The organism is Pseudomonas sp. CCC4.1, assembly GCF_035019225.1.
In the GTDB taxonomy this organism is placed as follows: Bacteria; Pseudomonadota; Gammaproteobacteria; order Pseudomonadales; family Pseudomonadaceae; genus Aquipseudomonas; species Aquipseudomonas bubulae.
The window spans coordinates 1-15,331 of sequence record NZ_JASJWL010000016.1 but is presented as its reverse complement, the minus strand read 5'-3'; the positions used below and the strand labels follow the sequence as shown (position 1 = coordinate 15,331).

At 61.5% G+C, this 15,331-nt stretch carries 13 protein-coding genes; 5 read left to right on the top strand and 8 right to left on the bottom strand.

Annotated elements, in window-relative coordinates:
- Positions 1–45: 45 nt before the first annotated feature.
- The 7 genes from QN377_RS09080 to QN377_RS09050 form a co-directional block, all read right to left on the bottom strand.
- The gene (locus tag QN377_RS09080; protein WP_095023571.1) at positions 46–1,713 is read right to left on the bottom strand and encodes a DUF1302 domain-containing protein; all 1,668 of its coding nucleotides are present in this window, start codon (positions 1,711–1,713) and stop codon (positions 46–48) included.
- 64 nt (positions 1,714–1,777) lie between these two features.
- Positions 1,778–2,863: an MBL fold metallo-hydrolase gene (locus QN377_RS09075; RefSeq protein WP_322212989.1), complete on the bottom strand. Its 1,086-nt coding sequence runs from the start codon at positions 2,861–2,863 to the stop codon at positions 1,778–1,780.
- On the bottom strand, positions 2,856–4,718 hold the full coding sequence (locus QN377_RS09070) for a long-chain-acyl-CoA synthetase (protein ID WP_095018043.1): 1,863 nt from the start codon (positions 4,716–4,718) through the stop codon (positions 2,856–2,858). Before QN377_RS09070 ends, QN377_RS09075 begins: the two co-directional genes overlap by 8 nt.
- Positions 4,715–5,788, bottom strand: coding sequence for an alkene reductase (locus QN377_RS09065; RefSeq protein ID WP_095000422.1), 1,074 nt, complete (start codon positions 5,786–5,788; stop codon positions 4,715–4,717). Before QN377_RS09065 ends, QN377_RS09070 begins: the two co-directional genes overlap by 4 nt.
- Before the next feature lie 9 nt (positions 5,789–5,797).
- A complete protein-coding gene (locus QN377_RS09060) occupies positions 5,798–6,427 on the bottom strand; it encodes a nuclear transport factor 2 family protein (protein WP_095000423.1) in 630 nt (209 codons plus the stop codon).
- A gap of 10 nt (positions 6,428–6,437) precedes the next feature.
- Positions 6,438–7,211, bottom strand: coding sequence for an SDR family NAD(P)-dependent oxidoreductase (locus QN377_RS09055; protein ID WP_095000424.1), 774 nt, complete (start codon positions 7,209–7,211; stop codon positions 6,438–6,440).
- Positions 7,212–7,241: 30 nt separating this feature from the next.
- Positions 7,242–7,976, bottom strand: a complete 735-nt coding sequence (locus QN377_RS09050) for an SDR family NAD(P)-dependent oxidoreductase (RefSeq protein ID WP_095000425.1) — start codon at positions 7,974–7,976, stop codon at positions 7,242–7,244.
- 304 nt (positions 7,977–8,280) lie between these two features.
- On the opposite strand from QN377_RS09050, the gene QN377_RS09045 reads away from it, so the two are divergent.
- The 3 genes from QN377_RS09045 to QN377_RS09035 all read left to right on the top strand — a co-directional run bounded on the left by QN377_RS09045 (position 8,281) and on the right by QN377_RS09035 (position 12,663).
- On the top strand, positions 8,281–9,612 hold the full coding sequence (locus QN377_RS09045) for a spinster family MFS transporter (RefSeq protein ID WP_095018045.1): 1,332 nt from the start codon (positions 8,281–8,283) through the stop codon (positions 9,610–9,612).
- A 17-nt stretch (positions 9,613–9,629) separates the two neighbouring features.
- Positions 9,630–10,457 carry an alpha/beta fold hydrolase gene (locus tag QN377_RS09040; RefSeq protein ID WP_095000427.1) on the top strand — a complete coding sequence of 276 codons (828 nt, stop codon included), beginning with the start codon at positions 9,630–9,632 and terminating at the stop codon, positions 10,455–10,457.
- A gap of 76 nt (positions 10,458–10,533) precedes the next feature.
- Positions 10,534–12,663, top strand: a complete 2,130-nt coding sequence (locus tag QN377_RS09035) for an FAD-dependent oxidoreductase (protein ID WP_095018046.1) — start codon at positions 10,534–10,536, stop codon at positions 12,661–12,663.
- Positions 12,664–12,766: 103 nt separating this feature from the next.
- Here QN377_RS09035 and QN377_RS09030 read toward each other — a convergent pair whose 3' ends face one another.
- A complete protein-coding gene (locus tag QN377_RS09030) occupies positions 12,767–13,648 on the bottom strand; it encodes a LysR family transcriptional regulator (RefSeq protein WP_095000429.1) in 882 nt (293 codons plus the stop codon).
- Between the two features lie 133 nt (positions 13,649–13,781).
- Between QN377_RS09030 and QN377_RS09025 the strand changes: the two genes are divergently transcribed.
- Both QN377_RS09025 and QN377_RS09020 read left to right on the top strand, forming a co-directional pair.
- On the top strand, positions 13,782–14,480 hold the full coding sequence (locus QN377_RS09025; protein ID WP_095018047.1) for a CoA transferase subunit A: 699 nt from the start codon (positions 13,782–13,784) through the stop codon (positions 14,478–14,480).
- A gap of 51 nt (positions 14,481–14,531) precedes the next feature.
- Entirely contained in the window at positions 14,532–15,188 is a 657-nt protein-coding gene (locus QN377_RS09020; protein ID WP_095000431.1) for a CoA transferase subunit B, read from the top strand.
- The last annotated feature ends 143 nt before the right edge of the window (positions 15,189–15,331 follow it).

Genomic DNA, 15,331 nt, shown 5'->3' with positions numbered 1-15,331 from the left:
CTGTATCGCGAGCAAGCCCGCTCCCACACAGGGGCAGGCAAGTCGTCAGAACGTGTATTTCATCGAGAACGTGGCGTAGTCACGGTCTGCCAGCGGGCGGTAGATCGGGTCGGGGGAGCCCAGGTACCCGATATACCTGAGCGATACTTCCAGGTTGCCCAGGTATTTGAAGGTGGTACCCGCACTCAGGCGCCTGTCCCCCGCCACCCCGGCAATGGTTCCCGACATCGGTGCCGCACCGCTGAATACGTTGGAGAAGGTGAACGGCACTTCAAGGTCCCAGCCCTGGAATACGCCCGGGTAACTGAACGAGGCGCCCACGGTGTACGCGCTTGAGGAGCGGGTACGCCAGGCCGTGGCCGTTTTGTAGGTGTACTGATCGGACGGTTGCACGGACGGCACCAGCGACGGCAACAGGCCCACACCTTCAAGGTTCGGCGCGGCAGAGGTTTCGTCGGCGTGGTCGGCACGCACCGTGACAAACTCACCGGTCAGAGTGGTCTGGCTGGCCCAGGGGCGGTCCCCCAGGATGCGCATGGCCGACAACTGGAACTGTTGGCCCTTACCCTTGGCCGGCACCGGGCCCAGACCGGTATTGACCATCACCGGAGCACCGTCGCGGTACGACCACTCCGCACCAAGCTGGTACTCGCCAAGCTTGGTGGTGGCACTGATACCGGTGAGTTTGATGTCTTCAAAATATTTGACCCGGTAGCCGTTGGCCTTGTAAGCCAGGCCACCGGGGCCTGCCGGTATCGGGTCCCAGCCCACCAGCGCAGTGGCCGGGTTTTTGTCGTGGTACACAACATGGAACAGTGAAACTTCGAGGTCGGTAATCGGCCGGTAGCGGACCTGAGCACCCCACTGGCCGCTGTCGCGCGGCTCGTCGGTGCCCAGGTAAGGCACCTTGTTGGCGCCCATATACAAAAATTCGCGGCCCGGGCCGATCACGTCGGAAGTCGACAAAAAGCTGCCCACCGGCGGCAGTTCGGTGCCCTTCCACTCGTACTGCACATAACCGCCCAGGGTAATTTGCGGGTTGATCCGGTAAGACGCCGAGAACTGCCCCACCGGCAGCAGCACCTCTTTGACCTCAACCCCCGGCTGCGCGGCCTTGACCGCATCGGACGGGTTCTGCACGCCGTTGACGCCAGGGTAGTAAAGGCTCTCGCCCCATGACTCGATATGCCGACCCGCTTTTACGTCGAGCATGGTGTCGTTTTCAAAACGCCAGCCGCCAAACACATAAGCGTCGAGCAGGCGCGTGCGGCCACCGCTGTAGTAGCGGGTGTCACTGGTGAACTCGTCGTTGTCGCCGTATTTGTTGACGGTGGCTGGTGAATCGTTGTCATTCTTGCGGTGATACACATCGTCGTAAAAGGTACTGGCGCGCACCACCGCACCGTAGTTGTCTTTGCGCAGGATCATTTCGCCCAGCGCGCCCACCCGGTTGGTGGTGAGGCTGTGCTGATCAAAGTTGCGGTTCGGATCATCGACGTTGACCCCCATCAACCGGCCGCTGGGATTGCCCAGCCGCGTACCGATGCCATAGCTGGTGGTGACCGACCAATCAATCGTGGTGCCGTCATCGAACTCGATGGTGTCCCCTGCCCACAGCGGGCTGCAGACCAGCGCCACGGCAACGGCCAGGCCACTGGCCTGGAAGTTGTGCGGGCGCTGCCCTGAACAATTATTGTTATTTTTATTGATCACTCTGCCTCTCCTGATTAGCGACTCGGTGGCCGCTTCGATGGGTTCAAGCGTCATTGCGTTGTGTTCAAAGCAACTCAAGCGGGTCGAACTTCACGACTCCTGTCGGGGCCTGTCGATAACGATGCAGCCCTCCTTCTTCCTCACGAACGAGCGCCCCCTCGGCCATAAGGTAATTGGCATGCGCCAACGTCTCGCCTAGCGCCATCAGCTCGTCGAAACGGCCTGACAGTTTCTTGAACAGCACCCCCATCATTTCCAGCCCGGTGCGCGGTTGTTCGCACGCTGCCAGCAACTGCTGCAAGTGCTGGCGATGGTGGTCGCGCAACTGGTCCAGGCGCAGATGCAGGTTGTAAAACGGCCGTTCATGGGCCGGCAGCACCAGTACGTGGTCGGGGATCGTGCGCAACCGTTCGATCGAGTCCAGCCAGTCCCGCAAAGGGTTGGCCTGAGGCTCGCTGACATACACGGCAATGGTGGAAGTGATGCGCGGCAACACCTGGTCGCCGGAGATCAGCAAACCATCGTCCGGCGCATACAGACAGGCGTGTTCCGGTGAATGACCGTTCCCCATCACCACCTCCCAGCGCCGCCCGCCGATGGTCAACTGGCTGCCCTGGTTCAGCCGGGTAAACCCCGCCACCAGTTGCGGGCGAAAGTGCTCGCCCTGGATCAGCGGCAGCAACGCCGTCGCGCGCTCGGCGCTGAAGCCGGCCTTTTGATAAAAATCCAGAAACGCCCAGTCCGGTGCCGTCGCTCGCGGCGGGCCATGGTGCAGCGCCTCGAACTCGCCATGGGTCATCAGCACCGGGCAACGAAATCGCTCGGCCAGCCAACCCACCACACCGGTGTGGTCACTGTGAAAATGGGTGCAAATGACCGCCTTGAGGGGCAAGCCAGCCATGGCTTCGACAAACACCTGCTCCCACACGGCGCGACATTGATCGCTGTTCAGCCCGGTATCCACCGCCACCCAGCCGTCACCGTGACGCAGCAGATACAGGTTGATGTGATCGAGGCCAAACGGCAGCGGCATGCGCAGCCAGAGCACGCCCTCGGCCACTTCCTGCACCTGGCCGCTGGCCGGGGCCTGTGGCCAGGGGTAGCGCAGGCCGTCACGCCATTGATGGCCTTGAGCGTCGAGTTCACTCATGGCCGGCACCTGCAAACGGCAGCAGACCGTTACGGGCCAGCACTTGCAGGGAGTACGGCTGATAGGTGCGGCTACTTTCATCGCGCACAAACAGCGGATCGGCAAACAACTGCGGCGCGTAACCCTGACGCTGCAAATCAACCTTGCGCAGCTTGAAGGTGCTGGTCAGGTCCGCCGCCAGAGTTACCCGTACAAACACCGGCGCGGCATAACGCGGCAAACGGGTTTGCGTCAGCTCATAAAAAGCCTGCGGGTCAAAGCTATGCCCGGGCTGCATCAAGATCGCCGCCATCCCCGCACGGCCTTCGTGTTCAGGTACCTGCACGCCGTACACGTTGATCAGTTCAAGCCCCGGCATATCACTCAGGGTGTCGGCCACTTCCAGGGTCGAGACGTTCTCGCTTTTCCAGCGGAAGGTGTCGCCGATGCGGTCGACAAAATAGAAATAGCCGTCGTCGTCATAACGCAGCAGATCGCCCGAACTCCAGTAGGCATCACCACGTTGAAACACATCGCGGCGGATCTTGCTCTCGCTGGCCGCAGTACTGGTGTACCCCTCGAAACGCCCACCGCCTATCTGCGGGTGATCAACGATAAAGCCCATTGCCTCGCCGATTTCTCCCGGTTGGCACAACTGGTAAAAACCGTTTGCATCCCGCGGATGGCTGTCGCTTTCCACGTCGTAACGCACCAGGCGCAGATTGGTGCGGCTCCAGTCCGGCACGCGACCACAGGAGCCCACATAGTTGTCGACATTGATCAGGTTGGCGTTGGCTTCGGTGGCACCCCAGCCCTCGAACACCTGGATCGGGCCAAAACGCTCCAGCCAGCGCTGCCAGGATTCAGGCGTGAGCCCGGCACCGAGCATATGGCGCAAACTGTGCTCGCGCTCACCGGTCACCACTGGCTGGTTGAGCAGGTAGCGACAGATCTCGCCGATGTACTGGAACACGGTAATGCGGTTGCGGCGCACATCCGGCCAGAACTCACGCACGCTGAACTTGCGCCGCAACACAATGCTCGCACCTGCGCGCAGTGCCGTGGACGTCACCGAAGTGGCCGCCGCGCCGTGGTACAGCGGCAGGCAGCAGTAAAATACGTCGTCACAGGTGGCCCCCAGGGTGACTTCCATCACGTCACCCGAGGACAACCAGCGCATATGGCTATAGCGTGCCGCCTTGGGCAGGCCGGTGGTGCCCGAGGTAAATATCAGCAGTGTGGTGGTTTCGGCCGTAATCGCCGCACGCACGTCACGGGCGAAGACCGTGGCCGGGGCAGCGGCGACGTGCTGTTCAAAGTCAATATCGACAATGGCCGGCAGCTCGCCGTCAAAGGGGTTCAGTGCATCGTTGACCAGCCACAGCGGGACATCGGGCAAACCTTGAGTGCCCAGCAGATTGGCCAGGCATTCTTCGCCCACCACCACCGCCCTGGCCGCCGTGGATTGTAAGGCATGCACCAGTGGCTTGCCACTGACCTGGGTGTTGATAAACGCCACCACCACACCGAGCTTGACCAGTCCGAACCAGCTGTAGAAGAACTGCGGACGGTTCTCCATGGCAATCGCGCACACATCCCCGGGGCGCAGACCCTTGGCATAAAACACATGGGCCATGCGATTGGCCTGGGCTTCCACGGCGGCGTAGGTGATACGCTGCTCGCCGTCGATCAAAAAAGGCCGATCGGGGAATGCACGGGCCTGCCCTTCAAGACGGTCGGCCAGGGTATACAGGTCCGCCGGTTTGATCTGGCCGCTGGCCGCAGAACGCAAATCCAGCAGTGCCTGGGTCTGATCACGGGGCACGGGCTGTTGTCTGACTGCCGTCAGGGTGCTGATGCGGGACATGTCGTTCATGGCGCCACCGCCTCGGCCAGCGGGTAATCGCTGTAGCCTTCCGGGCCTGGTGAGTACAGGGTCTTGCGGTCGAAGCGGGCAAGGGGCAAGCCCTTGCGCAAGCGCTCGACCAGGTCCGGGTTGGCAATAAAGTGCCGGGCAAACGACACCGCATCGCCCTGCCCGGCCTGCAGCGCGGCTTGTGCCGATTCGCCGTCAAAACCGTCATTGAGGATCAGGCCGTTGCTGCAATGACGCTGGGCCAGGGCAAAGGCATCCAGTTCCGCCAGCGGTGAGCGCATGATATGCACATAAGCCAGGCCCATCGGCTCGGCGGCCTTGCACAGGGCAACTGCGGTGGCCAGCGGGTCTTCGTCATCGATATCGTTGAACGGATTGCCCGGGCACAGGCGCAAGGCGACACGCCCGGGGCCAATAGCCGAAGCCATCGCTGCCAGCACCTGCTGCGGGAAACGCACGCGATTTTCGACACTGCCACCGTACTGGTCTTCACGCCGGTTGCTGCCCGAGGCCATGAATTGCATCGGCAGATAACCGCTGGTGCAGTGCAGCTCGACGCCATCAAAACCGGCCTGGCGTGCATTGAGTGCGGCCTGGCGGTAATCTTCGATGACCTGTTCGATGTCGTGCGGCGACAAGGCCTGCGGCTCGTCGGTATCGACCATCCCGGCAGTGTCGGTAAACAGCTGGGTGCGGGCGCGCAAGGCCGACGGCGCTACCGTGGCGGCGCCTGCCGGTTTGTTGTGGGCGCTGGCTGCACGCCCCACATGCATCAGTTGCAGCACAATCAGGCCACCTTCGGCATGCACTGCATCGGTCACGGCTTTCCAGGCGGCAATTTGTGCCGGGGAGTAAATCGCCGGGGTGCGACAGTAGCCCAGGCCACTGGCCGAGGGCGCCGTGCCTTCGGCGACAATCAACCCGGCAGAAGCGCGCTGACGGTAATACTCGACCATCTCGGCCGTCGGCACCCCGTGTTGATCGGCGCGGCTGCGGGTCATGGGCGCCATGACGATACGGTTGGCCAGTTCAAGCTCACCCAGGCGCACGGGTTCAAACAGAATGCTCATGGTATTTCCTCAGCGCACGCGGATTTTCGGTGCGCCAGCCCCACGGCGCAGGGTGGCAAGAAAGTGCTCGAGCGGAGCCGCTGTCGCCACTTGCGGCAGTTGCTCCTTGTCCGGGCGGCTGGCCCAGAACTCGGTCCACGACGGGAACAGATCGTGGAACGTACCGGCGTAGGGTTCGCGCCCCGGCCAGCGCATTTTTTGCGTGCCGATCGGCGGTTTGTTGAGGTCACTGGCGTACCAGTAGCACGGCAGGCGACGGCGGAAATACCAGCGCCCCTGCATGCGCTCATAGTCATCCCAATAGAGCATTTGCATGGTCACCCACTCGGGGCCGGTCTCGTGCTCGTTCTTGGAATACACCACGCCCACGGCATGGTCCGGGTCGGTGAACTCGATCAGGTGCTGGCCCAGGTGATGGGAAGTGCCATGAAACTGGTCGCGTAACGTGTCGTCGACCCAGGCCTTGAGGTGCGCACGCCCGGTTTTCTCGCGGCCTACGCGAATGTCTTCGGCAAACAGATTGACGTGGGCATCGAGGTCACGCATGTCCAGCGACAACGAATATTTACCAGCCAGCTGGCGGATCTCATCAATCGATTCCAGCCGATCGAGACGGGCTAACAAAGCGCTCTGTTCCATAAAAGGGTCCTTATTCCAATACCGTGTACAGCTCACTGCTGCGTCCGCCATCCACCGGCAGGCAAGCACCGGTGATGTATGAAGCTTCGTCACTGGCCAGGAACAGAATGGCGTTGGCCACTTCCACCGGCTGGCCGACGCGCTTGAGCGGGATCAGTTTTTCGGTATTGGTGCGCGTCTTGTCATCGGTGAGCATGCCTGCCGTGGCCGGTGTCTCGACCACACCCGGGCTGACCACGTTGCAACGGATGTTGTGGCTGGCACCTTCACTGGCCGCAGCGCGGCTGAAGTTGATCACCGCGGCCTTGGCCGCCGAGTAACCGGCCATCCACGGCGTACCGAACTGCCCGCAGATCGAGGCCAGGTTGATGATCGAACCGCTGCCCTGGGCGCGCATCAGGCCCATGGCCGTGCGTGTGCCCCAAAAGGTGCCGTCCACCGTGGTGGCGAAGTTCGAATGCCAGTCAGCGGTCGAGGTGCTGTCAATCGCGCCCCAGCTGTAGGCCATGGCGTTGTTGACCAGAATATCCAGACGGCCGTGGCGCTGTGCCGTCTCGCTGATGGCGCCGACATAAGCGGCTTCATTGCTGACATCGGCCACCGCGCATTCGGCACGGCCGCCGCTGTCACGGATCTGTGCCGCTACGGCTTGCAGCGGCTCGATGCGCCGCCCGCACAGCACCACCAGCGCGCCTTCTTCGGCAAAGCGCAACGCCGTGGCCGCGCCGATGCCTGAACCGGCGCCGCTGATAAAGGCAATTTTGTCTTGTAAACGAGTACCCATGATCTGCTCTCCCATTGCTGTGCGCGGCACTCAGATAAACGCCATGCCGCCGTTGACCGCGAGGTTCTGACCGGTGATGAACGCTGCGTCATCACTGGCCAGAAAGGCCGCGACGCGAGCGATTTCATCGGTTTCACCCATGCGACCCAGGGGGATGGCCTTGAGCATGCTTTGCATCCAGTCGTCCGGGATGTCAGCCATCATCGGCGTGTTGGTCGGGCCGGGAACGATGGTGTTGACCCGTATGCCGTTGCCTGCAAGTTCGCGCGCCATACTGCGGGTCAGGCCCATTACCCCGGCCTTGGCTGCACAGTAATGGCTCGGACCTTCGCCCGTCAGGGCGGCGGTGCTGGAGATATTGATAATCACGCCGGGCGTGGCAGCGGCGAGCATCAGCTTCACCGCTTCACGACTGCAGAAAAACGGCCCGGTCAGGTTGACCCCGATCACTCGTTGCCAGTGTTCGTCCGGGGTTTGTGCGAAGGCATCGATGGAGCCGATACCGGCATTATTGACCAGCACATCGAGGCTGCCGAAATGTGCATGCACGGCAGCCATCGCGGTGGCGACCGAGTCGCTGTCAGCGACGTTACAGGACACTGCCAGGGCCTTTTCGCCCAGCCCTTCAATACTTTGACGCGCGGCATCGAGGTTGATGTCGGCGGCGACCACCTTGGCCCCCTGCTCGGCAAAGTGACGAACAATCGCTCGTCCCATGCCCTGGCCTGCACCGGTTACAAACGCCACTTTGTTAAGCAATTTCATCCTGTTCTCCCACCTGCCCGAAGTCGGCCCGCCGGTAAGCCCGGACGGTGTATGGGAGCAATCATTGACTGCGGCTAAAAGCTGAACATCGTCCGATGGGACTAAGCAGCTCAAGAGCGGATGACGACGGTAGCAGCTGACGAGCAGGCTCGCTCCCACAATAGGGCTTGACCTGCAACAGAGTATCTACAGCTTTCATCCCCAGAGAGATTCTGTGCATGACCGGCTGGTCTAAATGGACGATGTTCATCCAGCCGGTTCGTGGAATAACTCACTCACTAGAACAAAAACCGGGAGACCCGTCGTGTCCATACCCTTGCGCCCCACCTGGCGAACCCATTACGCACTGGGCGTATTGGCAGCCATCTATATCTTCAACTACATAGACCGGCTGCTGATGGCCATTTTGATCGAACCGGTAAAGGCCGAGTTCGGCATTTCCGATACCGGTATAGGTCTGCTTTCAGGTGTGACCTTTGCCGTGTTCTACACCCTTTTCGGCTTTCCGCTGGGGCGCCTGTCCGATCGGATCGGGCGCAAAAAAGTCATCGCCTTCAGCTGTATTGCCTGGAGCGTCATGACCATTTTCTGCGGCTTTGCCGCCAGCTTTACCATGCTGGTGATCGCCCGGATCGGGGTCGCTATCGGCGAAGCCGGGGGCACCGCGCCGTCAATGGCCATGGTCTCGGACCTCTACCCGCCCGAACGCCGCTCGACCGCCCTGTCGGTGTTGATGCTGGGCTCAAGCCTGGGGGCGATTTTCGGCCTCGGTCTGGGCGGCTGGATTGCCCAGCATTACGGCTGGCGTTTCGCTTTTGTGGTGATCGGCGCACCGGGGATTTTGCTCGGCCTGATCCTGCTGTTTACCGTGCGGGCACCCAAGCCGGCGATGCTGGTCAGCCCCAATCTGGTCGCGCAAGACCACTGGCTGGTCACGGTTCGCGAGTTGTTCCAGACACCGTCCTTTCTCTGGCTGGTGTGCACCGGCGGCTCGGCGGCCATTGCCGGTTATGCCATCGGTACCTGGAGCCCGAGCTTCCTGATCCGTTCCCACGGCCTGAGCTTGCAGGACGCGGGCCTGCTGGCCGGGGTCGCAGGCGGTGCCGGGGCAACCATCGGCACCCTGACCTGCGGCATTTTGTGTGATCGCCTGGTGCGTCGCGACAAGGGCTGGCAAATCGGGGTGCCGCTGCTGGGCACGCTGATCAGCATCCCGTTCGGTCTGGCGTATTTCCTCTGGCCAGTGGGCACTGCATTTTATATGGGCAGCACACCCATGCCGACCGCGTTTCTGTTTTATTGCGTATTCAGCTTTTTTGGCACCTGGTGGGCAACGCCCTGCCTGGGCGCCATCTCCCATCTGTTTCCAGCCACCCGCCTGGCCCAGGCCACTGCAATTTTTGTAATGGCCATGACCCTGCTCGGGGTCGGTGTCGGGCCGCTGCTGATCGGCATGCTCAGTGACGGCTTTGCCCATACCCTGGGCAACGAAGGCCTGCGCTATGCCCTGGCTTCCTGTATCTCGCTGCTGGTTCTGGCCTCGGTGTTTCTGGCCATGGCCTTGCCGCGCTACCGCAACCACCTGATGAACAAGACCCCGACCCCAGCACCGCTGGCTGACGCGGCCACTGCCTGACAACTGGAGATTGAGTGATGACCGAACAAGACCTTCCCCTGCCCATCGGCCACTTTGTGACACTGGACAGCGGCCTGCGCCTGCACTTTCTCGACGAGGGCAGCGGCCCGGTCGTATTGTGGTTGCACGGCAGTGGCCCGGGCGCCAGTGGCTACAGCAACTTCAAGGGCAACTATCCGCAGTTTGTGGCTAACGGCTTTCGCAATCTGGTGGTGGATTTGCCGGGCTTCGGCCGCTCCGACAAACCGGAAGATGTGAACTACGACCTGGCGTTCTTCGTCAACGCCATGTCGGGCTTTCTCAAGGCAGTGGGGGTCAAGCGCGCCACCTTGCTCGGCAATTCCCTGGGCGGTGCGATTGCCCTGGGCCTGGCGCTGGCTGAGCCGGAGCGCGTCGAAAAACTGATTCTCATGGCGCCAGGCGGTGTTGAAGAGCGCGAAACCTACTTCAAGATGATCGGCATCCAGCGCATGGTCGAGCTGTATAACGCAGGCCCGCTGGGCATCGAGCAAATGCGCCGGATCATGAGCCTGCAACTGTTCGACACCGCGCTACTGGACGACAACCTGCTGGCCGAGCGCGTGGCCGTGGCCGTGCATCAGCCGCGCAATCTGTTCAGCACCATGATGGTGCCCAACATGACCGAGCGCCTTGAAGAGCTGCAGGCACCGATCCTCGGGTTCTGGGGCACCGACGACAATTTCAACCCCGCATCCGGCGCGCTTAAAGTGCTGACCCACGCTCCCAATGCGCGTTTTATCATGCTCAATCAGTGCGGCCACTGGGTACAGGTCGAACACCGCGACATGTTCAACAAGGCGTGCCTGGAGTTCCTGCGCGGCTAACCGTATACCTGCATGACCTGCGGCTGCCTGCGGGCGGCCGTAGCCCTTCCAGACACCCGCTCGGGCTGAAATAACAATGACAAAATACCCTCAGTTACTGGCACCCGGTCGCATAGGTTCTCTTGAACTGCGCAACCGCATCATCATGGCGCCCATGGGCTCCAACTTCGCCGAGGCCAATGGCCAGTGTGGCGAGCGCATTCAGGCCTATTACGAAGCCCGCGCCCGTGGCGGCGCCGGGCTATTGATCATGGGTGTGTGCTCGGTGGCGTTTCCGGCCGGGACCGCCGAGCCATTCCAGGTCGGCGTTTCCAGCGATGACTTTATCCCCGGTTTGAGCCGGCTCGCCGAGCGCGTCCACCAGCACGGCGCAAAAATTGCCATGCAGTTGCAGCACGCCGGCAAGACGGCAGTGCGCGACATGGCCGAAGGCCGGCAACTATGGGTGCCCTCGGTGCCACCGGTGCTGCAAAGCGACATGATGGCCGCGCTGACGCCCGAAGAACTGGCCAATTTTGTCAGCTCCATGAAGCGTCGCGCCGAAGGCTCACCGATCCGTGTAATGGACAGCGCCGATATCGCGCAGATGATCGAGTGGTTTGCCAGTGCCGCCGACCGCGCCAGGCGAGCGGGTTTCGACGGTGTGGAAATCCATGCGGCCCACGGCTACATCATCGCCGGTTTCCTCTCCGGCTATTACAACCAGCGTGAAGACGAGTACGGCGGCTCGCTGGAGAACCGTGCCCGGCTGCTGCTGCAAATCATCGCTGCAATACGGGCCAAAGTCGGCCATGAATTTGCCGTATGGCTGCGCCTGGATGCCGAAGAACTGCACACCCCCGGCGGCATCAATCTTGAAGATGCCATCGCCGTGGCACGCATGGCCGAGGCGGCAGGTGTAGATGCGGTCAGCGTTTCGGCCACTGCGCGCATCACCAGCGGCGTGGTGTTTACCGAGGCGCCATTGGTGCACAAGCCCGGGGGGTATCTGGAATGGACCGCTGCGCTCAAGCGTAGCGTGCAAGTCCCGGTGATTGCCGTGGGGCGGATCGAGCCGGAGGTCGGTGAAGCCGCCCTCAAGCGCGGCGACTGCGACTTCATTGCCATGGCCCGCAAGTTCCTCGCCGATCCGGACCTGCCCAACAAATTGCTCAACGACCAGGAAGCGAGTATCCGCCCGTGCATTTACTGCTACGTGTGCGTGAGCCAGATTTTTATCAACGAGCGGGTCAAATGCGCGGTCAACCCCATGACCGGCCATGAGTTCGAATACGTCATCGGCCCCACTGCCACACCCAAGCATCTGGTGGTGGTGGGAGCCGGGCCTGCCGGGATGGAAGCCGCACGCATCGCCGCGTTACGCGGCCATCGCGTGACCCTGCTCGAGCGCAGCGACCGCCTCGGTGGCACGTTGTTTTTCGCCGGCCTCGCCTATGCCGAAAACGCCCGCCTGCTGGAAAATCTCAAGGTGCAGGTGCAGCAGTCGGCGATTGATATCCGCCTCAACACCCTGGCCAGCCCTGCCCTGCTGCGCGACCTGGGTGCCGATCAGGTGCTGGTGGCCGTAGGTGCAGAACGTGCTGCACCGGCCATCCCCGGCGCCGATCAGGACCATGTCTGGAGTGGCGACGAACTGCGCCGTTTGATGACGGGTGACCGTGCTGAAGAAATAGCCAAACGCAAACTGTCCTTCACCCAGCGTGCACTGATGAAGGCCGGCAGCCTGACTGGCGTGACTGATAGCCGTGAAGCCATGGAAAAACTGTCGCGGGTGTGGATGCCGCTGGGCAAGCGCGTGACCATTATCGGTGGCGGCCTGGTAGGCCTGGAGCTGGCGGAATTTTTGATTGCCCGCGGACGTCAGGTCACCGTACTGGAAAGCGGTACTCACCTGGGCCGGGAGCTGGCCATTGTGCGGCGCTGGCGGGTGCTGCATGAAATTCGTGTGCATGGCGGCGAGTTGATCACCGGGGCCAGCGTTACGGCGATCGACGGCCACAGCGTGCGCTATCAACTGGCCGATGGCACTTCGGCGCAGAGTGACGCCGACTCCGTGGTACTTGCCATCGGCGCCCAGCCCGATACCGGACTGCTCGACGAACTGACCCGAGCGGGGTTGAGCGCCAGCAGCATCGGCGACTGCCACAGTATCGGCTATATCGAAGGCGCAATCAGCGCCGGGCACAAAGCCGGACGCGAGGCCTAGCGGTTCATCTGTGGGAGCGGGCTTGCTCGCGATGCAGGCGGCGCGGTATAGCGGTTGAACCGCGTCGATGCCATCGCGAGCAAGCCCGCTCCCACAACCGCGATTACCAGGTTCTTTCCAACAAGCTGTCGAACATCGCCTGGGCCGCCGACGAAAGCTCATGGCCTGGCTTGGTCAAAACGCCAATGGCCCGCTCCACCACCGGCTCATGCAAGGTGATGCAGCAGGCTCCCAACTCACGCATCTGTTCGGCACACAGGGCCGGCACCACGCTCACGCCCAGCCCGCTGGCGACCATGCGGCCCACCGTGGCCAACTGATGGCTTTCAAATTCAACCGGCAATTTCATCTGCCGCGCCTGCAAGTGTTCTTCCAGCAGCACCCTCACCGCAGACGGTCGTTGCAGAGTGATAAAGGGCTGTTCCAGCAGGGTCTGCCAGTCGATCAAGTCAAGCCCGGCCAGTGCCGAGTCACGGGGCACCACGGCGACAAAACGGTCCAGATACAGCGGGGTGAACGTCAGCGACGAAGCGCCTGCCGGCTCGAAGGCCACACCCAGCTCCACCTCCCGGTCACGCACCATCTCCAGTACCTGCTCGTTGATCACATCGTTGACCGTGACGTTGACCTTGGGATGCCGCGCACGAAAATTTTTCACAATGGCCGGCAGCAAGTTGCCCGAAAACGACGGGATGGCGGCCAGGGTGACGCGCCCGCGCTGCAGGGTGAAGCGCTGGCGCATTTGGTCTTCGACATTGTCCCAGTCAGCAATCAAACGCCGGGCCAGCGGCAACAGCGACTCGCCCTCCGGGGTCAGGGCGACATTGCGCGTGGTGCGACTGAACAATCGCCCGCCCAGGCCCTGTTCCAGCGCCTTGATGGTCAGGCTCAGGGCCGACTGCGACAAATGCAGACGTTCGCAGGCCACGGCAAAACTCAGGCTTTGGGCCACCGCAAGAAAGGCACGGATTTGTTTTACGGTCATGGCCAGGCCTCAGGCTTATTGATTTGTTTTATCTATTAATCCGACGCAAAAATCAACTTATCAAATCAATGATACGCAGTAACACTCATGACCAATGGCTGAGCACAGCCGGCGAACAATAAAAGAGGTGCATATGGCAGGTTTCGACAAGCGTGTGGCGTCCTATGAAGAAGCCCTGGCCGGGCTCAAGGATGGCATGACCGTGATCTCTGGCGGCTTTGGCCTGTGCGGCATCCCGGAGAACCTGATCAACGAGATCAAGCGCCAGGGCATCCGTGACCTGACCGTGGTATCCAACAACTGCGGAGTCGACGGTTTCGGCCTTGGCGTACTGCTGCAAGACCGTCAGATCCGCAAGGTCATTGCCTCGTACGTCGGTGAAAACGCCCTGTTCGAAAAACAGTTGCTCAGCGGCGAAATTGAAGTGGAGCTGACCCCGCAAGGTACGCTCGCGGAAAAAATGCGCGCCGGCGGCGCCGGTATCCCGGCATTTTTCACCGCGACCGGAGTGGGTACACCCGTGGCAGACGGCAAGGAAACACGTGAATTCAAGGGCCGTGCCTACCTGATGGAAGAGTCCATCACCGGCGATTTTGCCATTGTCAAAGGCTGGAAAGCCGATCACTTCGGCAACGTGATTTATCGCCACACCGCGCAGAACTTCAACCCCCTGGCCGCCACGGCCGGCAGGATCACCGTGGTCGAAGTCGAAGAAATCGTCGAGCCCGGCGAACTGGACCCGACGCAGATCCACACTCCCGGCATCTACGTCGACCGGATCATTTGCGGCACGTTTGAAAAACGCATCGAACAGCTCACTGAGCGCGACTGATCCTCAGCCCCCCCTGCCCCAAGCTTTTGAACCTGAGCACGGAGAACAAAAATGGCTCTTACCCGAGAACAAATGGCACAGCGCGTCGCCCGTGAAATGCAGGACGGTTTCTACGTCAACCTGGGTATCGGTATTCCGACCCTGGTTGCCAACTACATCCCCGAAGGCATGGAAGTCATGCTGCAATCGGAAAACGGCCTGCTCGGCATGGGTGCCTTCCCCCGCGTCGGTGAAGCCGACGCCGACATGATCAACGCCGGCAAGCAGACTGTGACTGCGCGCACCGGGGCGTCGATTTTTTCCTCGGCAGAATCCTTCGCAATGATCCGGGGTGGCCATATTGATCTGACCGTGCTCGGCGCATTTGAAGTCGATGTACAGGGCAATATCGCCTCCTGGATGATCCCCGGAAAACTGGTCAAGGGCATGGGTGGAGCGATGGACCTGGTGGCCGGTGCCGAGAACATCATCGTCACCATGACCCATGCGTCCAAGGACGGCGAGTCCAAACTGCTGGCGCGTTGCAGCCTGCCACTGACCGGCGCCGGATGCATCAAGCGCGTGCTGACCGACCTGGCCTATCTGGAAATCGACAACGGCGCCTTCATCCTCAAAGAACGTGCCCCGGGTGTCAGTGTTGAAGAAATCGTCAGCAAAACCGCCGGCAAACTGATCGTCCCCGAGCATGTGCCCGAGATGCAGTTTTAACCGAAATTCCTGTAGCTACTCTGTTACCGGTCAAGGGCTCTGTAACAGCTGACTCGCGGCCTTCGTTCCTCAGCAGCGACTACAGAAACACTGCAACTGTGGGAGCGAGCCTGCTCGCGAAGGTCTGTCTCTTATACACATCT